Origin of the sequence: Streptococcus sp. CCUG 71758 (genome assembly GCF_011714815.1) — a bacterium.
Lineage (GTDB): Bacteria > Bacillota > Bacilli > Lactobacillales > Streptococcaceae > Streptococcus > Streptococcus halitosis.
This window is the reverse complement of record NZ_RXXO01000005.1, coordinates 47,748-72,605: the sequence shown is the minus strand read 5'-3', so window position 1 is coordinate 72,605 and position 24,858 is coordinate 47,748. Positions and strand designations below refer to the sequence as shown.

The following is a 24,858-nucleotide window of genomic DNA, read 5'->3' as shown; positions in this document are numbered from 1 at the left end:
AAAACGATGTCAGATCGGACAATTGGAATTTTAGGTTTGGGAATTTTTGGGAGTAGTGTTTTGGCTGCTCTTGCCAAGCATCATATGAATATCATTGCTATTGATGACCACGAGGAGCGCATTAATCAATTTGAACCCGTGCTGGCGCGTGGGGTTGTTGGAGATATCACGGATGAAGAACTCCTTCTATCAGCTGGAATTGACACCTGCGATACCGTGGTTGTCGCAACGGGGGAAAATCTAGAATCCAGTGTTCTTGCAGTCATGCACTGTAAAAGTCTAGGGGTGCCGACCGTCATTGCCAAGGTAAAAAGTCACATGGCCAAAAAGGTACTGGAGAAAATTGGTGCGGACTCGGTCATCTCACCGGAATTTGAAATGGGACGTTCGTTAGCGCAGAGAATTCTCTTTCATAACAGCGTAGATGTCTTTCAGTTGGACAAGAATGTTTCAATTGTCGAGATGAGAATCCCCCAATCTTGGGGGGGGAAAAGCCTTAGCCAGCTAGATTTACGTGGGCGATACAATCTCAATGTACTTGGATTTCGTGACTATGAAAATTCTCCTCTAGATGTTCAATTCGGTCCCGATGACCTTTTACGGTCAGGCGCCTATATCATGGCGGTGATTAATAACCAACATTTGGATACTCTAACAGAGCTTAGTGAGTAGGAGAGGAAGGGTTGTTTTCTTCCTCAATGATTAATGAATCAATATAAGTATTTTATAAGAGGGATTTAAGAAAAATTTTAACTTTTTCTTAATCCTTTTTAATTTTAGGAGATTATACTAGAGCCATCAAATAAAAAGCTCTAAGGAGAATCCTATGAAATTCAATCCAAATCAGAGATATACTCGTTGGTCTATTCGCCGTCTCAGTGTCGGTGTTGCTTCAGTTGTTGTAGCCAGTGGCTTCTTTGTCCTAGTTGGTCAACCAAGTTCTGCGCGTGCTGATGTCGTCAATCCAACTCCTGCCCAAGTCGTGCCAGACGCAACTTCGGTGAGTGAAAAGAGCGACTTACCAGCAGAGGTTCTCAAAAAAGCAGTCGATGTAGCTCTTCCTTCAGAACGGTCTATTCCAACACCTAAAGCAAGTGTGGATACGACAAGCTCTTCAGAAAAAGCGGACGCAACTGCTAAAGAGCCGGTAGTAGCACCAAAAGAAGAAGTGCAAGCACAACCTGACTCTAAGAAACAAACAGAAGATGCAGTTAAACCTGTGGAAAGTCCTGAGTCTACAGTTTCTGGACAAGACCGTGAAGCCAGTGAAGCGCAAGCAGCGACCACCCCAGCTGAAGTGCAAAAAGGTGTGGCCGACAACACCAAAGATACAGTAGATGTCCCAGCTTCTTACTTGGATAGAGCCAATTTCCCAGGTCCATTTACAGCTGGTGTCAACCAAGTCATTCCATACGAAGCTTTTGGTGGAGATGGTATGTTGACTCGCCTTATCTTGAAAGCATCTGATAAGGCTCCATGGTCAGACAACGGTTCAGCTAAAAATCCTGCCCTTCCACCAGTAGAAAAATTGGGCAAAGGCCTCTACTTCTACGAAGTAGATTTGGCAGGTACTCAAGGTAAATCTGATAAAGATTTGTTAGACTTGTTGAAACAAAATGGCACTCAAAGCTATAAAGCTACAATTAAAGTGTACGGTGCAAAAGACGGCAAACCTGACTTGACTAATCTTGTAGCGACTAAAGATTTGACTGTCAATTTGAATGGCTTGACTACCCCAGCTGAAGTCCAAAAAGGCGTAGCCGACAATACTAAAGACACAGTAGACGTCCCAGCTACTTACTTGGATAGAGCTAATTTCCCAGGACCATTTACAGCTGGTGTCAACCAAGTTATTCCATATGAATTCTTCGCTGGTGACGGCATGTTGACTCGCCTTATCTTGAAAGCCTCTGATAAGGCCCCATGGTCAGACAACGGATCAGCTAAAAATTCTGCTCTCCCACCAGTAGAGAAATTGGGCAAAGGTCTTTACTTCTACGAAGTAGACTTGGCAGGCACCCAAGGAAAATCAGATAAAGAGTTGCTTGATCTCTTGAAACAAAATGGTACACAAAGCTATAAAGCTACTATCAAGGTGTACGGTGCAAAAGACGGCAAGCCTGACTTAACTAATCTGGTAGCGACTAAAGATTTGACTGTTAATTTGAATGGCTTGACCACACCAGCTGAAGTGCAAAAAGGTGTGGCCGACAACACCAAAGATACAGTAGATGTCCCAGCTTCTTACTTGGATAGAGCTAATTTCCCAGGTCCATTTACAGCTGGTGTCAACCAAGTCATTCCATACGAAGCTTTTGGTGGAGATGGTATGTTGACTCGCCTCTTGTTAAAAGCCTCAGATAAAGCCCCATGGTCAGACAACGGTTCAGCTAAAAATCCTGCTCTCCCACCAGTAGAGAAATTGGGCAAAGGCCTTTACTTCTACGAAGTAGACTTGGCAGGCACCCAAGGAAAATCAGATAAAGAGTTGCTTGACCTCTTGAAACAAAATGGTACGCAAAGCTATAAAGCTACCATCAAGGTGTACGGTGCGAAAGATGGCAAGCCTGACTTAACTAATCTGGTAGCGACTAAAGATTTGACTGTTAATTTGAATGGCTTGACCACACCAAATCAGGTTAAAAAGTCTGTTGTTAACAATATCAAAGACATGATTGATGTTCCAGCTAGCTACCTTGATAAGGCTAAGGTTCCTGGACCTTTCTTGGCCGGTGTCAACCAAGTTATTCCATACGAAGCTTTTGGTGGAGATGGTATGTTGACTCGCCTCTTGTTAAAAGCATCAGACAAAGCCCCATGGTCAGACAACGGAACAGCTAAGAACCCAGCGCTATTGCCACTTGAAGGCTTGGCTAAAGGCCAATATTTCTACGAAGTGGATTTGAATGGCAACACGACAGGCAAAGAAGGACAAGCCCTTCTAGATCAACTTCGTGCCAATGGCACTCACACTTACCAAGCTACTGTTAAGGTCTATGGTTCTAAAGATGGCAAACCTGATTTGACCAATCTGATTGCTACTCGTCAAGTAACGATTCGACTTCGTGGAAAAGAAATGGCGACAACACCATCTCAACCAGATCAGATGAATACGAAGCCTTCTGAAACAGGCTCTACAGGCACGACTGAGGGTATGATGGGTACAGATCACCATATGTCAGATATGAAAGTAGATCAACCAGCTTCTAGCCCAATGGCTAATATGATGAAAAAAGATGATAAAGCGATGCTACCAAATACTGGGGAAGCTAAAACGGCTACAGCTGGCCTTGGTATCTTTGGTCTAGCCTTGGCAGGTCTTGTTGGACTTTTGGGTTTGACAACCAAACGAGAAGATTAAGATTCAAATCACTTAAACATTAGGGAAAATAGTGTTATACTAAAGCAAGTATAACACTGTTTTTATCGAAGGAGTGTCGGATGAAAAAGACAATTTTGCTGGTTGATGATGAGATAGATATTCTAGATATTCAAAACCGCTATCTTATACAGGCAGGTTACGATGTTTTGGTCGCCCATGATGGTAAGGAGGGATTAGAACTTTTCAGAAAAAAATCTATCGACCTCATTATTACAGATATCATGATGCCCAATATGGATGGTTATGATTTTATCAGTGAAGTTCAGTATATCGCTCCGGATCAACCCTTCCTCTTTACAACTGCTAAGACAAGCGAACAGGATAAGATTTATGGATTAAGTTTGGGGGCAGATGATTTTATAGTCAAACCCTTTAGCCCACGCGAATTGGTTTTAAGAGTAAATAATATCTTGCGTCGTCTTAGCCGTGGAAGAGAGACAGAACAGATCGAGTTTGGTGACTTGGTAATCAACCATGTGACTCATGAGGTTCGCATTGGGGATCAACCTTTGGAATTGACCGTGAAATCCTTTGAACTTCTATGGGTATTAGCCAGCAATCCTGAGAGAGTCTTTTCAAAGACGGAACTTTACGAGAAGGTATGGCAAGAGGACTATGTGGATGATACCAATACACTCAATGTTCATATCCATGCTTTGAGGCAAGAGTTGACCAAGTATACAAATTCAAATGCTCCTGCTATCAAAACTGTCTGGGGTTTGGGCTATAAGATGGAAAGACCAAGAGGTAGAAAATGAAATTAAAAAACTATATTTTAGTGGGGTATCTAGTGTCGACTCTACTAACGATTTTGGTCGTTTTCTGGGCAGTCCAACGAATGTTGATTGAGAAAAGTGAAGTTTACTTTCTAGTTGGAATGACCTTGATTGCTAGTTTCATTGGCGCTGCAGTGAGCATCTTTCTTTTGTCGCCTGTGTTCTCTTCTCTGAAACATTTGAAAAAACAAGCTCAGGATATAGCAAGCAAGGATTTCAGCACAGAAATTGAAACCAAGGGACCATTAGAATTTCAAGAGCTGGGCCAGGCTTTTAATGACATGTCCCACAATTTGCAGGCTACCTTTCAATCACTTGATGAGAGCGAGCAAGAAAAGAGAATGATGATTGCGCAGCTCTCTCACGATATTAAAACTCCCATTACCTCCATTCAGGTTACTGTGGAGGGAATTCTAGATGGAGTGATCAAGGAAGAGGAGCGGCTCCACTACTTAACCACGATTGGTCGACAAACTGAGCGTCTAAACAAGCTAGTGGAGGAGTTGGATGTTTTGACTCTCAATACACAACCTCAAGATACTGCTGATGAAGAAGTCGAAGAGGTCTTTTTAGATCAATTGCTGATTGAGTCAATGAGTGAATTTCAACTCCAGATTGAACAAGAGGAGCGGGATGTTTACATTCAAGTATCACCTGAGTCGGCGAAAATCAAGAGCCATTCTGACAAACTCTCTCGCATTCTGGTCAATTTGTTAAACAATGCCTTTAAATATTCAGAACCAGGAACCAGAATCGAGGTTCTTGCCCAATTAACAGAACAAGAATTGACAATCAGTGTGAAAGACGAGGGTCAGGGGATCCTTCCTGAAGATTTGGAAAAGATCTTCAAACGACTTTATCGTGTAGAAACTTCGCGCAATATGAAGACAGGTGGACATGGATTAGGACTTGCGATTGCAAGAGAATTAGCTCATCAGCTTGGTGGCGAAATCACAGCAGAAAGTCAGTATGGCTTAGGAAGCAAGTTTACATTCAGCCTCAATTTGAAATAAAGGCGTAAAATCCCTTTACAAATCTAGCTTTTCATGGTACAATAGCCTTTGTGTGAAATAGCAGCAGGAAAGCATGAAGCTCGTCAACAGGTGTCTTATGACAAGTAACCTTGGCTGTTTAGGCGAAGGGCATCTGCACGAATCAGGGCTTTCTAAGTGACTATTTCCACCGAAATATTATTTATATCAGGAGGACATACATATGTCACGTTATACAGGACCATCTTGGAAACAAGCTCGTCGCCTTGGCCTTTCACTTACAGGTACAGGTAAAGAATTGGCACGTCGTAACTACGTACCAGGACAACACGGACCAAACAACCGTTCTAAATTGTCAGAATACGGTTTGCAATTGGCTGAAAAACAAAAACTTCGTTTCACTTACGGTGTAGGTGAAAAACAATTCCGTAACTTGTTCGTACAAGCTACAAAAATCAAAGGCGGAATCCTAGGTTTCAACTTCATGCTTCTTTTGGAACGTCGTTTGGATAACGTTGTTTACCGTCTTGGTCTTGCGACTACTCGTCGTCAAGCTCGTCAATTCGTAAACCACGGTCACATCCTTGTTGACGGAAAACGCGTTGATATCCCATCATACCGCGTAACTCCAGGTCAAGTGATCTCAGTTCGTGAAAAATCATTGAAAGTTCCAGCAATCCTTGAAGCAGTAGAAGCTACTCTTGGACGTCCAGCATTCGTATCATTCGACGCTGAAAAATTGGAAGGTTCATTGACACGCTTGCCAGAACGCGACGAAATCAACCCAGAAATCAACGAAGCACTTGTCGTTGAATTCTACAACAAAATGCTTTAATTTTAAGAAATATCTTACAGAAAGCCTACAACAGTGGGCTTTTTGCTTTGTCTTAAAACGTTGATTTCTGGGTTTGCTTAGATATTTGCTAGATTGATTTCATAGCCGTTTCAAAGAATGAGACGGCTTTTTTTGTGTTCTCTTTTTAGAGGAAAAAAAGAAGCATGACTCTCCCACAGCTATAGAGCTTTTGGGCGGGAAAACCATGCTTCTTTCTTGACTTAATTATACATCTTCTTGATTTTGAAATCAAATAAAGGTGACCCACCGCCTCCACAGTAAGCTGTTTCATGGGCGTTAGACCACCTTTACCTTAAGCTAATTATAACTCAAAAAAATTTCTAGTACAAGTATAATCGGAGGTTAGCGATTATAAAAAATAGAGGTGTCCCACCTCCTACTGCAGAATGAACTGTTTCAAGGGGAGATGGAAAACCTCTATCCGTTAATTTAATTATAGACTAAAAAACTAATTGACGCAAGAATATTTAAAGCCCACCCTTTGATGATAGTCGGGATGACAAAAGGAACTGACTTAGGCACCAACCTAGAATAGATCATTGGGAGCCAAACCAGTTCCTTTATTTAAGTATACAATATGTTTACAAGAAAACAAAGTAGTAAGTTATTCTAATGGAGTATCTGTAGTACTTTAGCAAGCAAGGTGTGCTATAATGCTTTTAACAGGAACTAAAAGCCATTAGTAAATAACTAATATTGGGTCATATTGTTCCGCTGTTAGAGAGAAGGAACTCAATGAAACTATGGGAATATGTTGATAAAAATGTTTGCCTTATTTTAGAAGATGGGACTTCCATCAAGGGCTGGGTGGTTGATTGGTTTGACGCTTATGATTTAGATGGTCCTGACGAATTAGTCATAGGTGATTGCTCATATCCTGAAGATATTATCAAGGAAATCAAAATTGTTAGGGCTTAGTTCAACCTAGGCGATTTTATCGACTAACTATAAAAAGTATAAGAACTATCGAGAAACTAGCGACGAAGAGAGGAAAATAAATGAGTAAACAGCTTTGGAGGTGCCTACGATCAAGAGTTCAGGTAGTCACTAATTGCGACAAGATAATCAAGAGACGTGTCATAGACTTTGTTGACGAAATGGACAATGATGAGCAAGATGAAATCACTATCCTCATTGACAATCCTAGTCCAGATGAAGATACTGAAATTTCTCTCTTTGAGAGTGAGATTGTCTCGATTAAAACCATCTCATAGGACTTAGAACAATCTAGGTGCTTTTATCTGCCTTATTTGAAAGAAAATACTATGGAAAAGGATTTAGTTTATATGGCGATATTAGATGATTTACAAGCCTTATATGACAATGGTTGGGACGCCTCTTTTGATTATAATGGTCAAGTATGTGGGATTTTTCCTAATTCTTTTCATGACATTAGAGTGGTGATTGGAGATAAAGAATATCAGGTATCGTCATTCATTGATCTGATTTCTTTAAAAATTGGCGATAACACTTTAATAGAAATCATGGATGGAATTGTAGTGCAGTATTATTAAAATAAAAATCACGCTTGATGAATGAATCGCACCCCAAAATTAGATTTTATCTGTTAAACTTTTAAAACGCAGTTTAATATGCTACAATGCTCTTATTAGGAGGGTTTGGGTAATGAAATATAGTCAAAAGTATTAGACATGTTTAAGCATGCAGTCAGTGGGTAGATTGATAATTTTGGGGATTTTTCTTTTACGTTTAACGCTCTCTTGGGAGAAGATGAAGAGTTTGCCGAGACTTGGGATAATGAAAATCCTGAAATTTTTAAAACTATTAATGACTTTGATCTAATGATGCATTTAGAAGAGCATGATTCAAGCGACTAACAAGGATTTATCGAATTCTTAACACCTTACTACGAAAAAGCCAAGCAATTAGCCAATATTGAAAGGGATATTTAAATGAAACTCTGGGAATTTAACCGTACAGATGTAATTATCACGTTAAAAAATGGCTCGGTAGTTAGAGGATTTGTAGAAGACTATTGTGACGCCTCTGACAATGACGAGGAGATTGACTCCTTGATGGTAGATGTTGATGGAACTCTTTATGAATATTTTGAAGATGAAATCGTCAGCATCATAGAAAGCTAGTAGTGGGAATAGAATCTAAGGAAAAAATCTTGTTTGTTGAGATTGTTTTAGTTGAGATGGTCCTATATGAAAAAGGATGAAATTAAAAAATATTTAGACAAAGATCTTGAATTTAATTATAATAGCCGAGGTGCTTGCTTTTTATCGAGTATATGTGTAGTTGGTTATGATTATGAAGGTCAGCAGTTTGATACAATTGATGAAGCTATGGAAGCTAAAGTATTTGACGGGAAAAGCTTAGTAGATATATGGGATGAAGTTTTTCCACAAGTTTTTTAAAATGAAAAGCACCTTTGATGAACTGCACCCCAAAAGTTAGATTTTTTCTGTCTAACTTTTGGGGTTCAGTTCAAATGTATGAGATATTTTTAGTTTTGATTTAATTTCGATATTTTTCCGGAAAATATAAATTTTTCGGAAAGTTAATAAAATCTTTTGAATTTGAATATAAAAACAATGGAAATTCCATTGTTTTTTGCTATAATAACACTATAAATAGTAAAGGGATATAATATGTATTGAGCTCCCTTTTTATCTATAACAGAAATTATAAACTTCTCATTTTGTTAGTTTCTTTATTATTCTAAATTATGATTACATACATACAAACAAGTTAAAAAGTATTGAGAAATTTCCATATTTCGATCAAATTTATTCAAATTTTCTAAAAAAAGAAAACAGATGATCTCTGGCAAATTTTGATATCAAGCTATTTTCAAACTCTCTAAGATGGATTTAAATCAAACTAGGATTGAAAAAGACTCTTAAAGAGTCACAATTTAAAAAAACTAGAGAGATGGGAAAAAGGAGAAACTAAGAAACTTAAAGAGAGATTTATTGTAAATTTTATAATGAGCAAATTTTGAATTAAAAGAGATATTTTCAGTTGAAAATGGGACAACATTAATCGGCACTTGGCTTAGTAACTACTGTTTCAAATGCTGTTGATAATTTATATCTTCATCAAAAATCTAAAAATACTAGTATCAGAGATAAAATTGAGATATTAAAAAAGCATTGGATAATGCTTACATGGAATACTATCGAATATAGAAGGAGATTATGTATGCTTGTTATTTCTTTAATAGAAAACTTACTGATAGAAGAACTAGGAAATTATTTTAGAGGAGTATTTGGGAAGTTAAGACTGAAGCTTTTCAGTAAAAAACTAAAAAATGAAGTCGAAGTCTCGATATTAGAGAAATATGGAGATAGGATATATTATCTAGATTTTGATAGATTTTTAATTGAACAGAACGTTCTTGAAAAAATAATAAAAAATTTTCTTAACCAAGATGTTTTACAATCGAAAACAATAAATCAATCAGTAGATTTTTACATGAATTTGTTTGTTGAAAAATACCCTAAGTATAAATTATATAATATTGAGTTAAAGCATATTATTCAAAAATATTTTGAAATTATATTTAGACAACTTAATAAAATAGGGACTCCTGAATCGCAGGCACTGTGTCGGACTATTAGAGAGATTATTGAAGGCATAGACAGGCAGTTGCAGCACATAACGGCTATTGTGGATGATAATAATGCGATGTTAAAACAGGTTGTAAATGGTAATTTTAGAATACGTTCCTATATTGAAACCTTGTTAGAAACATTAGGTGATTCATTTGATCAGTCCAACTATTTTGAACGTAGTTTATTTCAGGATACCGAAGGTAGTAAGGAAAAAGATTCATTAGATACTCTTTTACAATACCATAAAGTTGTATTGAAAGGAGAAGCTGGATTTGGAAAAACATTTGAAACCTTTAAACTGATAAATCAATTATGTGCACAATATTCTAATTATCAATTAATTCCTGTATATGTTCCGTTAATGCAGTACGTGGATGGTTTAGGAACATTATTCGAGATTATTCAATCGAAAATGGAGCCTTTCTGTGAAGGAAATTCTAAAGAGGCTATTAATCAGCTATTCGCTAATAATCAATTAGCACTGTTCTTCGATGGTATTGATGATATTATTGATGAGAGAAAGAGATTTAAATTTTTTTCTGAAGTCAATCAATTAATGACACAATATAAACAAAATTTTTTCTTTTTTACCACACGAAATAATCGCTATAAGAATGAGCTTGGGGAAGAAAAGAATTTCTTTCTAACGAATCTTGCTGATAGTATGATTCAAAGTGATTTAATTAGACTTGGATGGTATAGTAATCTTCCTAAAGCATATCTTGAATTGTTTAGAAATCCTTTATTTTATAAGATTGGTAAAACTGTTCTGGCTAATAGACAAAATAAGGAGTTGCTCAATAGAACCCAAATTTTTACAGAGTATTTCGAAAACAATTATCGCTACAAAAATAGTTATTCAGAATTATCCCTACATGAAACATTAAATCTTTTTGGCAAATTTTCTTACGAACATTTTGATCGGTCTAGTTTTACATACAGTGAAGTAGATAAAATAATAAGTTCTTATCCAGTGTCTACACCAAATAAAAGAAATACAATTGATTATTTCTTAAATTTTGGAATTTTTAGTATTTCAGATAGAATTAATTTTTCTCATAAGTTATTTAAGGAGTTTTGTGCGGCATACTATATTACGAATAGCCTAACAGTTTCATCAGATACAGAACTTCTTGAAAAACTTATCCATAATGAAGAATGGCGAGAAGTAGTCATTTTTATCTCTGGATTGTTTTCAACCATTGAAGAGCAGGATAAATTTTTAGATTTTATTCTACAACATAACTTGCCTCTTTATGTTGAATGTGTTAATTCTAAAAATGATTTATTGAGGAGTAATGGGATTACAGATTTCTCTAGGGAAGATAATGTAGAAAGAATATTATCAGAGATTCTCAAAACATATAAATTTATAGTAGAAAACTATTTCTCCTCTATATCAGAGCAATTTGAACCATTTATCATGGAAAATTGTAGATTGGAATCAAAAATAGGAATTGCTGGAGGTATGGAAGAAAACACCCTTTATTATTGGTTTGATATCGTGGACAAAGGCGTTCCAGATGTAAAAATTATCAGCGCTGAATTGTTGAGTCAAGCGATTCAAGAATATCAGGCTACTATCTTTTTTAAAACGACTCAAATGGTTCAGCGTAGTACAAACTTAGAATTATCAGGCCTTATAGGAGATAGTGGTAGAAAAATAGCAATAGATATTATTAAAGATAATCTGAAAACTATTTTAGAAAAGAAATCATTACCTGCAAGTAATTATATTTTATGTGAACTTTTGAAAGAAATAAAAAATAAATTACCTTGGCTTAAAGATATTGATGAAATATCTTTAATGAGTAAAAATGTTAGAAAAAGGATAGATGAAATCCTTCAAGATTGTCCTGAGGTTGCAAGTTATACTACTTCTGAAGGAGTAGAGCTGTTTAGTTTAAATAAACTGATAACTATTTTGCTGCAGTCTGATGTAGATTATAGAAGTTTTGTCATACCTGATCGTGATAGAGAATATTCAGAGTCAAATGGCTTAGTAATGAACTTATATTCTACAAAAAGAAAAATAAAAATAGTTGAGACATTTTTAAATTTCGCTGAGGCGAGTTATTTGGAAATGGTAAAATATAACTTTCCAAATATTTATAGATATTTTTCGAAAATTCAAGATATGCCATACAAACTACTGGTCACTTATAAGGATGATGAAAGAAATCCGTGGATAGGTTATTATCATGTGGCATATTCCGGAGATAAAAATTTAATTGAAGTATCGCTAGGTGATTTAAGTAAGTGTTATGAAAAAATATATGATGAAATACTACAAAGCTATCACTCATTAAACAGAGTCCCTAAAGATGTTTCTAGTCGTAGTAGTGATTTTTCAACTCTTTTATTCTCAAGAAATTCTAGTGGAAATACACCATTAAGTGATTATGTTCATAAAGAAATAGAAAAGAGTTTAGAAGAGATATTCGGAAAAATGTAACAAATCAGTTTTCAAAATAATATTTTTGAGTAGTTAGAGCTTAATATACAGTTTTAATAATCCATTTAGAAAAACAGGTGGATAATTCATAGACTAACAATATTCAATCTTTATTATTCGTCAATTTGAGTAAGTTTTTGTACGCTCAAGATTTAAGTAACTGTATAACGAAAATACAAGGTGGAAACAGAGTTATCAGAGTGATTAAAATATAGAGAGGGAAACTGTGATCGCTGAATTTCTACTATTATTTCAATCTCTACCTTTTTCTCTACTTTTTTTGCTTGGACTGTTATAAAGTCCATCAGATTAATCTTTGTGGGTGTAGAAGTTAATTTTTACAGAACTAAACTATTCCCCTATTAAAAAAATATTGATTCAAATTTCATGAAATGAATAAGTATATATCGTTCTGAAAAGCCTTGATATTACGCCATTTTTAGTCCAACTGAAACCCATACTTTCAAAACCAGGTCTTACGATTTGTAAGTAAAAGAACAAATAAAAAAGAGGAGCTTGACACTAAAGTTCCTCTTCTTTTTAAATAAACGAATCAGTTTCTTATTTCATAAAAGGTAGTGAAAAAGGTAGTGATTCGATTGATTCATATCGCAATGTAGTGAAATTTCGAAATTCAAGAATTGCTTTAAATCAAGGTTTCTAAAGTCTACTGACGAGTAGTGAACCCTTATTTCACTTCGGTAAACACAACGTGTTTGCGAAGTTTTGGTGAGTATTTCTTCAATTGAAGACGGTCTGGGGTGTTACGTTTGTTTTTAGAAGTAAGGTACAAGCGTTCACCAGATTCTTTGTGTTCAAGTGTGATATTTACGCGCATGGTATCTCCCTTCTATTATTCAGCTGATGCAGCTTTAGCGATCTTACGTCCTTTGTAGTATCCTTTAAGTGATACACGGTGAGAACGTGAGTAATCTCCAGTAGTTTCGTCAAAGTTTACAGATGGAGCTGTTACTTTGTAGTGTGTACGACGTTTGTTTTTCTTCGCTTTTGAGGTGCGACGTGCAGGTACTGCCATTTTCTTTTTCTCCTTTAGGTATTTAAATTCGATTCAATCTACTGATTTTCATCAACCATACTAGGATAACACATTTTTTTTGTAAAGTAAAGTTACTTGACAAAAAAAGATGAAAAAATTAGAAGTTGTTAATCGGAATTTTCTGAAAATTCAAGAATTTTCTTCTGTTCATTGCCTTTAAAATGTGCTATAATAGTAAAAACTGAAACGGGAGGGATAAGATGACTGAATTAGATAAACGTCACCGCAGTAGCATTTATGACAGTATGGTTAAATCACCAAACCGTGCTATGCTTCGTGCGACTGGTATGACAGATAAGGACTTTGAAACACCGATTGTGGGAGTGATTTCGACTTGGGCGGAAAATACACCATGTAACATTCACTTGCATGATTTCGGGAAATTGGCTAAAGAAGGTGTCAAATCTGCGGGCGCTTGGCCGGTACAGTTTGGAACCATTACCGTAGCGGACGGGATTGCAATGGGAACACCTGGGATGCGTTTTTCTCTAACATCTCGCGATATCATTGCGGACTCTATTGAGGCTGCGATGGGTGGTCACAACGTGGATGCCTTTGTCGCTATCGGTGGCTGTGACAAGAACATGCCTGGTTCTATGATTGCCATTGCTAATATGGATATCCCGGCTATTTTCGCCTATGGAGGAACTATTGCACCGGGAAATCTTGATGGCAAAGACATCGATTTGGTTTCTGTATTTGAAGGAATCGGAAAATGGAACCACGGTGACATGACAGCTGAGGACGTGAAGCGTCTTGAATGTAATGCCTGCCCTGGCCCTGGTGGCTGTGGTGGTATGTATACAGCTAATACCATGGCGACTGCTATCGAAGTTCTCGGTATGAGTTTGCCAGGATCTTCATCTCACCCAGCTGAATCAGCTGACAAGAAAGAAGATATCGAAGCGGCAGGACGAGCTGTTGTCAAGATGCTGGAGCTTGGTCTCAAACCATCAGATATCTTGACTCGTGAAGCTTTTGAAGATGCCATTACAGTAACCATGGCTCTCGGTGGGTCAACCAATGCCACTCTTCACTTGCTTGCCATTGCCCATGCGGCTAATGTTGACTTGTCACTTGAGGACTTCAATACAATCCAAGAGCGTGTACCTCACTTGGCCGACTTGAAACCTTCTGGTCAGTATGTCTTCCAAGATCTCTACGAAGTCGGTGGTGTGCCTGCTGTTATGAAGTACCTGTTGGCAAATGGTTTCCTTCACGGAGACCGCATTACATGTACTGGTAAGACAGTCGCTGAAAACTTGGCTGACTTTGCAGACCTCACACCAGGTCAAAAAGTCATCATGCCACTGGAAAATCCAAAACGTGCAGACGGACCGCTTATCATCTTGAACGGGAACCTTGCCCCTGATGGAGCGGTTGCCAAGGTATCAGGTGTTAAAGTGCGTCGTCACGTTGGACCAGCTAAGGTCTTTGACTCAGAAGAAGATGCTATCCAGGCTGTCTTGACAGATGAAATCGTTGATGGCGATGTAGTCGTTGTCCGTTTTGTTGGACCCAAGGGTGGCCCTGGTATGCCTGAGATGCTGTCCCTTTCATCCATGATCGTTGGTAAAGGTCAAGGAGACAAGGTTGCCCTCTTGACAGATGGCCGTTTCTCTGGTGGTACTTATGGTCTGGTTGTCGGACATATCGCTCCTGAAGCTCAGGATGGTGGACCGATTGCCTACCTCCGTACAGGTGATATCGTTACGGTTGACCAAGATACCAAAGAAATTTCCATGGCCGTATCCGAAGAAGAACTTGAAAAACGCAAGGCAGAAACAACCTTACCACCACTTTACAGCCGTGGTGTCCTCGGTAAATATGCCCACATCGTATCATCCGCTTCTCGCGGAGCCGTGACAGACTTCTGGAATATGGACAAGTCAGGTAAAAAATAAACTCATACTCTTCGAAAATCAAATTCAAACCACGTCAACGTCGCCTTGCCGTACTCAAGTACAGCCTGCGGCTAGTTTCCTAGTTTGCTCTTTGATTTTCATTGAGTATCAAAAAGCAAGCCATCTTCGGCTTGCTTCTTTTTATCTTCAAGAGTGATTTGCCTCATTAACGAGGTGGCAGTCCAAGGGCAATACGGCCGTAGCGACTGATTCGTGTGATCTTCCAGGCAGGCGACCAGGTAACTTCAACCTTGACATCTTCGATACCCTCGATTTGTTTCAGACCTGCGACGATTTCGATAGGCAAGCTTTCGGCACAATCGCAGGCAGTATCAGTGAAAGTCATGACAATCTTGCAGAGACCCGTTTCATCTAGATTGATTTCATAAATCAACCCTAGATTGTAAACATCCAATTCCACATCTGTATCAAAAACCTTCTCTAGTTTTTCGATAATTTGGTCTTGTAAGGCCAAAGCTCGGTCATTGATTTTGATATCGTCTCTCATAACAGTCCCTCCACCTGATAAATATCCTCTATTTTCTCATAATTCTGACAATTTGGCAAGTTTTTGATGAATTTTCTGAAAAAATATGACAACATAAATAAAACACCGAATTAAGGAGAAGTCTATGGAGCAGATTGGAAAAGTCTTTAGACAATTACGAGAGTCAAGAAATATCTCGCTGAGACAAGCAACTGGGGGACAATTTTCTCCGTCTATGTTGTCCCGATTTGAAACAGGTCAGAGTGAGCTTTCGGTGGAAAAGTTTCTATTTGCCCTAGAAAATATATCTGCTAGTGTAGAGGAAATCCTCTTTCTGGCGAGAGGTTTTCAGTATGATACAGATTCGGAGTTGAGAAAAGAAATCACAGATGTTTTGGATTTAAAGAATATAGCACCTCTTGAGGACTTATATCGCAAGGAGTATCAAAAGCATACCCATTCTCAAAACAAACAGAAACATATTCTAAATGCCATCATTATCAAGTCTTATATGAAGAGTATGGATGAAACGGTTGAGTTAACGGCAGAGGAAGGGAAAGTCCTTCATGACTACTTGTTTTCTACTGAGATTTGGGGAATCTATGAACTCAATTTGTTCTCAGTCAGTTCTCCGTTCTTGTCTGTTTCTCTTTTTACTAGATATGTACGAGAAATGGTCCGCAAATCCGATTTTCTAATGGAAATGTCTAGTAATCGAAACCTTTTTCATACTATGTTATTGAATGGTTTTTTAGCCAGCATTGAGTGTGAAGAATTTACCAATGCCTCTTATTTTAAACGTGTCATCAAAGAGCATTTCTACAAGGAAAATGAGACCTATTTCCGAATTGTCTATTTGTGGGCTGAAGGTCTTCTTGATAGCAAGCAGGGTAGAGTCAAGGAAGGTCAGAAAAAGATGGAAGATGCTGTCCATATTTTTGAGATGCTTGGTTGTAACAAATCTGCTGAATACTACAGAAATACAACCGATTGTTGAATATCTGCAAACTAAGAAAATAATTTGAAAATTTAAGCGATAGAACTTTTGACTACTCTCAGGTCGTTACAAAAGTTCTATCGTTTCTTTGCTCATTTTGTGTGTTGCATATATTCAAAAGTTTTCCCTTTCAATTTCTAAGTGCTATACTATAGTCATACTTCATATAGGGATTATAACAAGAAGGGAGATTACCTATGAAACTATTGTTTAGAAATCAAGCTTATCGACTCTTGACTTTATCGCGCTTCTTCAATGCTTTTGGTGCTTCGATTTTTAACCTGGTATTTATCGTCTATGCGTCGACCTTGCCACAAGCATCTTTTGCGGTTGCTATGGCGAATATTGTCATGATTCTTCCGACTCTCTTTACAGTTTTTGTAGGGATTCGGGCAGATTACACAAGGGACAAGGTCAAATGGATGGTCTATAGCGGTTTGTTTCAGGCAGTTTTATTTTTTCTAGCAGCTTTAGTTGTTCAGCAAGCTAGTCTCTTTGCTTTTTCTAGTCTGTGTTTGATCAATGTCATTAGCGATGTAATCAGTGATTTTGCTGGTGGTTTGCGCATGCCTCTCATTAAGAAAAAAGTAGCTGAACAAGATCTGATGGAAGCTTATTCTTTTTCCCAGTTTATCACCTATATTTCAGCTATTGGTGGTCAAGCTTTTGGAGTTTGGCTCTTAGGTCTATCGGTCAACAATTTTTCCCTTGTTGCGAGAATCAATGCCTGCTTTTTCCTAATATCAGCCTTTATTCTCTTTTTAGGAAAAAGCAAATTGAGTCTGTCAATGTCATCTGCTGATGGTGAAAACCTAAAAAATGAGAAGCTTTCTATCAAAGACCAGTTCCTAACAATTTACCGAAATTTACGTCTCGTTTTTCTTAAAGGTGGACAGAAAAACTTTGGTTTCATGATCTTTGCTGTCTTGCTTATTAATGCCTTGGGTGGGGCTTTAGGAAGCATCTATAACATCTTCTTTTTGAGCCATTCTCTCTTGAATTTTTCTTACACAGAGGCACTATTTATCAATCAATTCTGTGTTTTAGTAGCAATCATCATCAGTAGCCTTACGGGCAATGATTATTTTGGGAAGCAGTCCTTGCCTAGATTGATGATGTGGGCGACCGTAGGACTCAGTCTAATTGGTCTAGCTAATGTATTCAATCAAGTCGTACTTGGTTTACTATTTCTCTTTTCAACTCTGTATGTGTCTGGTAAAGTTCAACCAAAGATTAGTGCCATGCTCATGAAAAATCTAGCTCCAGATGTTCTAGCTCGTACCAGTAATTTTTTAGGTTTATTGTTTACCTTATCCATACCTGTGGGAACAGCTTGTTTTTCACTTCTAGCTGTATGGAATATACAGTTGACTTGGATGCTATTTGTTGGTCTTTCCTTGCTAGCTATTCTTTTGACAGTTATTAATCTCAAAAATGATATCTAAATCCTAATTTTATTCATACTGTTTTAATCCCTTTATTTATGGTAAAATAAGACTATTAAGTTTAAAGAGGATTCCCTATGAAATTACAAAAACCAAAAGGAACGCAGGATATTTTACCTGCTGAGTCTGCCAAGTGGCAGTACGTTGAGGGCTTTGCCCGTGAAATTTTCAAGCGCTATAACTATGCGGAAGTGCGCACGCCTATTTTTGAGCATTACGAGGTCGTCAGTCGCTCTGTCGGAGATACGACGGATATCGTAACCAAGGAAATGTACGATTTTTATGACAAGGGTGACCGCCATATCACCCTTCGTCCAGAAGGAACTGCGCCCGTTGTTCGTTCCTATGTGGAAAATAAACTCTTCGCTCCAGAAGTGCAAAAGCCAAGTAAGTTCTATTACATGGGCCCTATGTTCCGTTATGAGCGTCCACAGGCAGGTCGTTTGCGCCAGTTCCACCAGATTGGTGTCGAGTGCTTTGGCTCTAGCAATCCAGCTACCGATGTGGAAACCATCGCTATGGCAGCCCATTTCTTGAAAGAAATCGGCATTCAAGGTGTCAAATTGCACCTCAACACTCTTGGAAATCCTGAGAGTCGTGCTGCCTACCGTCAGGCTTTGATCGACTATTTGACACCACTCAAGGAGACCTTGTCTAAGGATAGCCAACGTCGTTTGGAGGAAAATCCTCTCCGTGTCTTGGACTCTAAGGAAAAAGAAGACAAGGTGGCTGTGGAGAATGCGCCGTCTATCTTGGACTTCCTTGATGCAGAAAGCCAGGCTCACTTTGATGCTGTGCGTCAGATGTTGGAAAATCTGGGTGTAGACTATATCATCGATACCAATATGGTGCGTGGTCTGGACTACTACAACCACACGATTTTCGAGTTTATCACTGAAATCGAGGGCAATGACTTGACTGTCTGTGCAGGTGGTCGTTACGATGGTTTGGTTGCTTACTTTGGTGGTCCTGAAACTGCTGGATTTGGTTTTGGACTTGGTGTAGAGCGTCTGCTCCTCATCCTTGAAAAGCAAGGTGTGGCCCTCCCTATTGAAAATGCTTTAGATGTCTATATCGCAGTCTTGGGCGAAGAAGCAAATGTTAAGGCCTTGGAATTGGTACAAGCCCTTCGCCAACAAGGCTTCAAAGCAGAGCGTGATTACCTTAATCGGAAGCTCAAAGCTCAGTTCAAGTCAGCCGATGTCTTTGCGGCTAAGACCCTCATCACGCTAGGCGAGAGTGAAGTCGAAAGCGGACAAGTGACAGTTAAGAACAACCAAACTCGAGAAGAAGTGGAAGTTACGCTTGATGTTATCAGCCAAAACTTTTCAGAAGTATTTGAAAAACTAGGATTTTAATGACAGATAAACTGGTCGGGATCTTACTCCCGACCAGTTTCTTTTACAAAATGACAAAAATCATAAACTTTTTGACAATTATACTTGTCAAAAAGAAAAAGATGTGTTACAATGTAAGCAAGTTAAGAATAAAGGAGAAGGGAATGCTAAAAAATCGTTTAAAAGAGCTTCGGGCTCGTGATGGTCTCAATCAGACCGAACTGGCCAAGCTAGCAGGAGTTTCCAGACAGACCATTAGCCTACTAGAACGGGACGAATACACCCCGTCAGTTGTGATCGCCCTGAAGATTTCACAGATATTCAATGAACCAGTCGAGTCGGTATTTCGGATAGAGGAGGATGAGTGATGAACAAGTATAAAGTGATTTATTATATGAGTGTTTTTGCCTTTATTGTGAATGCTTTTGCTATGATTGGAACATTACTGGGTTGGTTCTATTTTGTTGAAAGTAAGTATTTGTTTTGGATTAATTTAGTCCTCTTGTCCATTTTCAATCGGTTGAAGAAAAAGGAGAAAAATGATGAACAAGTATAAAGTAATCTATTATGTAGTTGCCATAGTTCTATTAGTCAGTGTGTTTTTACTGATTGGGATGGACTTAGGCTGGTTTAATCCATATCAAAGCGACCAATTTGTTTGGGCCTACTTTGCTCTCATCCCAGTAGTTGACTGGATTGAAAAGAAATTCAAAAATCTAGCAAGTGAAAAAGGAGAATGAATATGAAAGAGTTTTTAGCGGGTTTTCAAGTCGATACTGAACACAAAGAACTTGCCGGTGTTTGTGCAGGTTTAGGAAATTATTTTAACATTCAAGCCAATATCGTTCGTTTGGTGACAGTCTTGCTGTTTCTCTCTTCGACAGAGATTGGGATTATAACAGTAACTCTCTATGCCTATCTAGCAGGTTGGCTTGGCAATGAACCCTTGGGAGATGGAGCAAAAAAAGCTAGAAACCAAGCTATTCTCTTGTTTGCTGTTTGTTTGATTTTGGTGTCACTTGGAACAGAGGGCTTGACAGCTATTTATGAATCAGGTAAAGTGTTTGGTCAGTGGTTAGTTGGATTGGTTTAGTTTAGAAAGAGTATGAATATGAAAAAGAAACGTGGATTGTTATTTTTAATGGCTGTTATCTTGGGAGGCTTCTTGGGCATGTTTGCAGGGATGTTTAAGGCCTATACCGAAAACTACGGAACCATTTTAGATGTCAAAACCGTGACTCCATGGATATCATCTATTTGTTTACTGTTAGGTTTCATTAGTATGTTTTTGACTTTCGATTTCTTAAAGAAAAGCAGAAAATTTCACTCCTTGTATCAAGAGGAAATGGATGATGATCTGAATGAAACCTATTATGTACAAATGTATCGTAATCTCGAGTTTGGAACTATTGCTTTTAATAGTGCAGGCGTAGCGATTTTTTTGGCTCTTTTCATCTCAGGTAGTGAAGTAATTGTACTAAATATCAGCTATATAACCTTATCTCTTTCTTTTTTAGCATTAGTGATGATTTTCAGTGCTCAAAAATATCTCTATAAGACCATTGCGATCGTTCGTCAGTTTGATTTGGAATTCTTCTCTACACCAAAAGATGTCTTGGACTATATAAACTCCTACGATGAAGGGGAGCGCAAGGCTAATTTAGAACAGAGTTTTCGAATTTTATTCCAATTAAACCAGTATGTCTTGCCAGCTCTCTATTTTCTAATCGTTCTCTTTTCCTTACTGACAGGAGAGATTCAGTTACTAGCCTTCTTGCTTGTAGGAGCGATCCATATTTATATCAATGTGATGAAATTACCTATGGTAAAACGTTATTTCAAATAGGAGTCTTTTATGAAATTACTTAAAAATCTTGGCTGGTTTTTGCTAGCTGTTCTATCCTTTTTCTTTGGCTATGGTCTGGTTCAGAGTATGGCTTTATCAGCGCTTGACCTAGGGGCTTCAATCTTTGGAGTCTTGCCACTTTATGTCGCCCTGTCAGGGGCCTATGTTTATGGAGTTTACAGATGGTATCAGACAGAAAAGGTTAGCATCCAGACAACAGCTTTTAATCGTTATATTTGGTTGCCAACCCTGGTTTTGCTAGTGGCGATTATAGCTCAGTTCTTTTTGCCAGAAGATCCGTCAGTCAATCAACAAATCGTATCACAATTGACGGTTGCTCAGCCTGTCTTTGGTTTCTTTATGGTAGTGGTCTTTGCTCCTCTAACGGAAGAACTCATCTTTAGAGGGATGTTAGCGCGCTATCTCTTTCCTAAGCAAAACAACAGCAAACAGACAGCTCTGTTTCTCCTCGTATCAAGTGTGCTTTTTGCCTTGATTCATTTTCCAGGAACTTTGCAACAATTTTTAGTTTATGCCAGTCTGGGATTGAGTTTGGGTCTGGCTTATGTGAGCCGAAAAGGTCTTCTTTATAGCATTTCTCTCCACGCTTTGAATAATTTAATCGGCTTTTTGATGATACTCATGCTATAATAGAGTCAGGAGGTCACATGAAACGAGTAATTTTATTAGCAGTGATACAGGCGGTCGTTCTCTTCTTTATCATCGGGGCACTTGCCTATGCCTTTAAAGGCGATTTCTTTTACAACTATCTAGCAGTGGTCTTTGCGCCTATTGCAGGTGTCTTGCGTTTTGCTTCGGCTTATGCGACGGAGATTGTTCTACCTAAAAAGGCAGCTGAGATTGCTGAAAAGCGTAAAAAAGGTTAAGAATCATAATCAGAGAATCCGATGACGTTTTCATCGGATTTTTTGTCTGTTCGTTTTGATTTCTAAAGACAATCAAACTTTTCTGCTGATTTTCATGAAGAGCCTGCGCTTTTATGGTAAAATAGTAACAGAATAAAAGAGGAGAGAAAACATGAAACGTAGTATGTATGCTGGTCGTGTTCGTGAGGAACACATCGGACAAGAAATTACTTTGAAAGGATGGGTTGGCCGTCGTCGTGACTTGGGTGGTTTGATCTTTATCGACCTTCGTGACCGTGAAGGGATCATGCAGTTGGTTATCAACCCTGAAAAAGTCTCTGCAGAGGTCATGGCAACAGCTGAAAGCCTTCGTAGCGAATTTGTCATTGAGGTGACTGGGCAAGTCGCTGCGCGTGAGCAAGCCAATGATAAATTGCCGACTGGTGCGGTTGAATTGAACGTGACAGCTTTGACAGTGTTGAATACAGCCAAAACAACACCTTTTGAGATTAAAGATGGTATTGAGGCCAATGACGATACGCGTTTGCGTTACCGTTACCTTGACCTTCGTCGTCCAGAGATGTTAGAAAATCTCAAACTTCGTGCTAAAGTGACCCACTCTATCCGTAACTACTTGGATGAGTTGGAATTTATCGATGTGGAGACGCCATTCCTTTCGAAGTCAACGCCAGAAGGGGCGCGTGACTATTTGGTGCCGTCTCGTGTTAATAAAGGGCATTTCTACGCTCTTCCTCAAAGTCCACAGATTACCAAGCAACTTTTGATGAATGCTGGTTTCGACCGCTATTACCAAATCGTCAAATGCTTCCGTGATGAGGACTTGCGTGGTGACCGTCAGCCTGAGTTTACCCAGGTCGACTTGGAAACATCCTTCCTTACGGAGCAAGAAATCCAAGATATTACAGAAGGATTGATTGCGCGCGTGATGAAAGAAACCAAAGGCATTGACGTGACGCTTCCATTCCCTCGTATGAAGTATGATGACGCGATGTCTCTCTATGGTTCTGATAAGCCAGATACTCGTTTTGATATGTTGCTTCAGGACTTGACAGAAGTTGTCAAGGGTGTTGATTTTAAAGTCTTCTCAGAAGCACCTGCTGTAAAAGCTATTGTAGTCAAAGGAGCTGCAGATAACTATTCACGTAAAGACATCGACAAGATGACCGAAGTAGCTAAGCAGTACGGAGCCAAAGGTCTTGCTTGGGTCAAGGTAGTTGATGGAGAATTAAATGGACCAGTTGCCAAGTTCTTGACTGGTATCCAAGCAGAATTGACTGCAGCACTTGGTCTTGAAGATAAGGATTTGGTTCTCTTTGTAGCAGATACGCTTGAGGTAGCTAATGCAACATTAGGTGCCCTTCGTGGCCGTATCGCCAAAGAGCTTGGCTTGATTGATAACGATCAATTCAACTTCCTTTGGGTGGTTGATTGGCCAATGTTTGAATGGTCTGAAGAAGAAGGCCGCTACATGAGCGCCCACCATCCATTTACCCTTCCACAGGAAGAAACAGCTCACGAATTAGAAGGTGATTTGGCTAAGGTTCGTGCCATTGCTTACGATATCGTCTTGAATGGTTATGAGCTTGGTGGTGGTAGTCTTCGTATCAACCACAAAGACCTTCAAGAACGCATGTTTAAGGCTCTTGGTTTCTCAGCTGAAGAAGCAAATGACCAGTTTGGCTTCCTTCTTGAAGCCATGGACTATGGTTTCCCACCACACGGTGGTTTGGCGATCGGTCTTGACCGTTTTGTCATGCTCTTAGCAGGAGAAGAAAACATTCGTGAAGTCATTGCCTTTCCTAAGAACAATAAGGCAACCGACCCAATGACTCAAGCTCCATCAACAGTCGCTCTCAAACAACTAGAGGAACTCAGCTTACAAGTAGAAGAAGATGAAACAAGCAAAACGAATTAAGCGGTGGCGCTATTATCTGCGCCGCTTTGCTTATCAGATAAAGATCTTACGAGTTTTACAAAGTATCTCTCGGGAAAAATATGATGAGAAAATCTCGGCTTCTCTGGTTTATGGCTTTCTGTCAGCAGTAGCAGTCAATTTCTTTTTTCAACCAGGACACGTTTACTCCAGTGGTGCGACGGGTCTGGCACAGATTATCTCTGCCTTGAGTAATCACTGGTTTGGTTTTTACATTCCGATATCGCTAACCTTTTATGCTATCAATTTTCCGTTGATGATTTTGGCTTGGTATCAGATTGGGCATAAGTTTACAATCTTTACCTTTATCACAGTATCCATGAGTTCCCTCTTTATCCAGCTTGTACCAGTTGTGACCTTGACAGAGGATCCCATTATCAATGCTCTTTTTGGGGGTGTTGTCATGGGCTTGGGGATTGGTTTTGCGCTCCGTAACAATATTTCTAGCGGAGGTACAGATATCGTCAGTCTGACCATTCGAAAGAAAACGGGTAAGAATGTCGGTAGTATTTCTTTCCTAGTAAATGGAACCATCATGCTGATAGCAGGATTGACCTTTGGTTGGAAATACGCCCTCTACTCCATGATTACTATCTTTGTCTCCAGTCGTGTGACAGACGCGGTCTTTACCAAGCAAAAACGCATGCAGGCCATGATTGTGACCAATAATCCTGACAAGGTAATTGCAAAAATCCATAAAAAATTGCACCGCGGAGCAACCATGATCCACGATGCAGAAGGAACCTATAATCATGAGAGAAAAGCAGTCTTGATTACAGTTATCACACGAGCAGAGTTTAATGATTTTAAACACATCATGAAACAGGTCGATCCGACAGCCTTTGTCTCTGTATCCGAAAATGTCCACATCCTAGGACGATTCGTAGAAACAGACAATTAATAATACTCAAAAGACCAGC

Annotated in this window: 26 protein-coding genes and 1 pseudogene; 24 read left to right on the top strand and 3 right to left on the bottom strand. The window is 38.8% G+C overall.

Annotated features, from left to right (window positions below; genetic code table 11):
- The first annotated feature begins 6 nt into the window (after positions 1–6).
- From EKB01_RS08365 to EKB01_RS08315, 11 genes are all read left to right on the top strand, one after another.
- Positions 7–672: a TrkA family potassium uptake protein gene (locus tag EKB01_RS08365; protein ID WP_001283891.1), complete on the top strand. Its 666-nt coding sequence runs from the start codon at positions 7–9 to the stop codon at positions 670–672.
- A gap of 154 nt (positions 673–826) precedes the next feature.
- On the top strand, positions 827–3,361 hold the full coding sequence (locus tag EKB01_RS08360; protein WP_167266562.1) for a fibronectin-binding SSURE repeat-containing protein: 2,535 nt from the start codon (positions 827–829) through the stop codon (positions 3,359–3,361).
- Positions 3,362–3,441: 80 nt separating this feature from the next.
- Complete coding sequence (locus tag EKB01_RS08355) at positions 3,442–4,140, top strand: response regulator transcription factor (protein ID WP_084868583.1); 699 nt, start codon at positions 3,442–3,444, stop codon at positions 4,138–4,140.
- On the top strand, positions 4,137–5,171 hold the full coding sequence (locus EKB01_RS08350; RefSeq protein WP_042768210.1) for a HAMP domain-containing sensor histidine kinase: 1,035 nt from the start codon (positions 4,137–4,139) through the stop codon (positions 5,169–5,171). The genes EKB01_RS08355 and EKB01_RS08350 overlap by 4 nt, the downstream gene beginning before the upstream one ends.
- Positions 5,172–5,373: 202 nt before the next feature.
- On the top strand, positions 5,374–5,985 hold the full coding sequence (rpsD, locus tag EKB01_RS08345; RefSeq protein WP_000092756.1) for a 30S ribosomal protein S4: 612 nt from the start codon (positions 5,374–5,376) through the stop codon (positions 5,983–5,985).
- Positions 5,986–6,741: 756 nt separating this feature from the next.
- Positions 6,742–6,924 carry a 4-hydroxy-3-methylbut-2-enyl diphosphate reductase gene (locus tag EKB01_RS08340; protein ID WP_109290247.1) on the top strand — a complete coding sequence of 61 codons (183 nt, stop codon included), beginning with the start codon at positions 6,742–6,744 and terminating at the stop codon, positions 6,922–6,924.
- Between the two features lie 80 nt (positions 6,925–7,004).
- Positions 7,005–7,220 carry a hypothetical protein gene (locus tag EKB01_RS08335; protein ID WP_109290248.1) on the top strand — a complete coding sequence of 72 codons (216 nt, stop codon included), beginning with the start codon at positions 7,005–7,007 and terminating at the stop codon, positions 7,218–7,220.
- A 72-nt stretch (positions 7,221–7,292) separates the two neighbouring features.
- Entirely contained in the window at positions 7,293–7,520 is a 228-nt protein-coding gene (locus EKB01_RS08330) for a 16S rRNA processing protein RimM (protein WP_109290281.1), read from the top strand.
- Positions 7,521–7,919: 399 nt separating this feature from the next.
- On the top strand, positions 7,920–8,111 hold the full coding sequence (locus EKB01_RS08325) for a hypothetical protein (protein WP_167266559.1): 192 nt from the start codon (positions 7,920–7,922) through the stop codon (positions 8,109–8,111).
- 66 nt (positions 8,112–8,177) lie between these two features.
- Positions 8,178–8,390 (top strand): hypothetical protein, encoded by a 213-nt coding sequence (locus tag EKB01_RS08320; protein ID WP_000710706.1) that lies wholly within the window; start codon positions 8,178–8,180, stop codon positions 8,388–8,390.
- Between the two features lie 787 nt (positions 8,391–9,177).
- Entirely contained in the window at positions 9,178–12,045 is a 2,868-nt protein-coding gene (locus EKB01_RS08315) for a hypothetical protein (protein WP_109290250.1), read from the top strand.
- Positions 12,046–12,733: 688 nt separating this feature from the next.
- On the opposite strand, the gene rpmG is transcribed toward EKB01_RS08315, so the two are convergent.
- Positions 12,734–12,883: a 50S ribosomal protein L33 gene (rpmG, locus tag EKB01_RS08310; protein ID WP_001265622.1), complete on the bottom strand. Its 150-nt coding sequence runs from the start codon at positions 12,881–12,883 to the stop codon at positions 12,734–12,736.
- 15 nt (positions 12,884–12,898) lie between these two features.
- Positions 12,899–13,081 carry a 50S ribosomal protein L32 gene (gene rpmF, locus EKB01_RS08305; protein ID WP_000290417.1) on the bottom strand — a complete coding sequence of 61 codons (183 nt, stop codon included), beginning with the start codon at positions 13,079–13,081 and terminating at the stop codon, positions 12,899–12,901.
- A gap of 221 nt (positions 13,082–13,302) precedes the next feature.
- On the opposite strand from rpmF, the pseudogene ilvD reads away from it, so the two are divergent.
- A pseudogene (gene ilvD / locus EKB01_RS08300) lies at positions 13,303–15,089 on the top strand (dihydroxy-acid dehydratase).
- 83 nt (positions 15,090–15,172) lie between these two features.
- On the opposite strand, the gene EKB01_RS08295 reads toward ilvD, so the two are convergent.
- Positions 15,173–15,514 (bottom strand): metal-sulfur cluster assembly factor, encoded by a 342-nt coding sequence (locus EKB01_RS08295; RefSeq protein WP_001204052.1) that lies wholly within the window; start codon positions 15,512–15,514, stop codon positions 15,173–15,175.
- Between the two features lie 124 nt (positions 15,515–15,638).
- Here EKB01_RS08295 and EKB01_RS08290 point away from each other — a divergent pair, with 124 nt between their 5' ends.
- From EKB01_RS08290 to EKB01_RS08235, 12 genes are all read left to right on the top strand, one after another.
- Complete coding sequence (locus EKB01_RS08290; protein ID WP_167266556.1) at positions 15,639–16,490, top strand: Rgg/GadR/MutR family transcriptional regulator; 852 nt, start codon at positions 15,639–15,641, stop codon at positions 16,488–16,490.
- 197 nt (positions 16,491–16,687) lie between these two features.
- Complete coding sequence (locus EKB01_RS08285; protein ID WP_167266554.1) at positions 16,688–17,935, top strand: MFS transporter; 1,248 nt, start codon at positions 16,688–16,690, stop codon at positions 17,933–17,935.
- Positions 17,936–18,012: 77 nt separating this feature from the next.
- The gene (gene hisS, locus EKB01_RS08280; RefSeq protein ID WP_000775896.1) at positions 18,013–19,293 is read left to right on the top strand and encodes a histidine--tRNA ligase; all 1,281 of its coding nucleotides are present in this window, start codon (positions 18,013–18,015) and stop codon (positions 19,291–19,293) included.
- A 143-nt stretch (positions 19,294–19,436) separates the two neighbouring features.
- A complete protein-coding gene (locus EKB01_RS08275; RefSeq protein ID WP_061421790.1) occupies positions 19,437–19,640 on the top strand; it encodes a helix-turn-helix transcriptional regulator in 204 nt (67 codons plus the stop codon).
- Positions 19,640–19,828: a hypothetical protein gene (locus EKB01_RS08270; protein ID WP_001046120.1), complete on the top strand. Its 189-nt coding sequence runs from the start codon at positions 19,640–19,642 to the stop codon at positions 19,826–19,828. Before EKB01_RS08275 ends, EKB01_RS08270 begins: the two co-directional genes overlap by 1 nt.
- Complete coding sequence (locus tag EKB01_RS08265) at positions 19,815–20,012, top strand: hypothetical protein (protein ID WP_167266551.1); 198 nt, start codon at positions 19,815–19,817, stop codon at positions 20,010–20,012. Before EKB01_RS08270 ends, EKB01_RS08265 begins: the two co-directional genes overlap by 14 nt.
- A 2-nt stretch (positions 20,013–20,014) precedes the next feature.
- On the top strand, positions 20,015–20,365 hold the full coding sequence (locus tag EKB01_RS08260) for a PspC domain-containing protein (RefSeq protein ID WP_167266548.1): 351 nt from the start codon (positions 20,015–20,017) through the stop codon (positions 20,363–20,365).
- Positions 20,366–20,383: 18 nt separating this feature from the next.
- On the top strand, positions 20,384–21,118 hold the full coding sequence (locus EKB01_RS08255; protein WP_208288078.1) for a DUF3169 family protein: 735 nt from the start codon (positions 20,384–20,386) through the stop codon (positions 21,116–21,118).
- A 9-nt stretch (positions 21,119–21,127) separates the two neighbouring features.
- Entirely contained in the window at positions 21,128–21,769 is a 642-nt protein-coding gene (locus EKB01_RS08250) for a type II CAAX endopeptidase family protein (RefSeq protein WP_167266543.1), read from the top strand.
- 17 nt (positions 21,770–21,786) lie between these two features.
- Positions 21,787–22,005: a hypothetical protein gene (locus EKB01_RS08245; RefSeq protein WP_000832176.1), complete on the top strand. Its 219-nt coding sequence runs from the start codon at positions 21,787–21,789 to the stop codon at positions 22,003–22,005.
- 151 nt (positions 22,006–22,156) lie between these two features.
- Positions 22,157–23,920 carry an aspartate--tRNA ligase gene (aspS, locus tag EKB01_RS08240; RefSeq protein ID WP_167266541.1) on the top strand — a complete coding sequence of 588 codons (1,764 nt, stop codon included), beginning with the start codon at positions 22,157–22,159 and terminating at the stop codon, positions 23,918–23,920.
- Complete coding sequence (locus tag EKB01_RS08235) at positions 23,898–24,839, top strand: YitT family protein (RefSeq protein WP_167266536.1); 942 nt, start codon at positions 23,898–23,900, stop codon at positions 24,837–24,839. Before aspS ends, EKB01_RS08235 begins: the two co-directional genes overlap by 23 nt.
- The last annotated feature ends 19 nt before the right edge of the window (positions 24,840–24,858 follow it).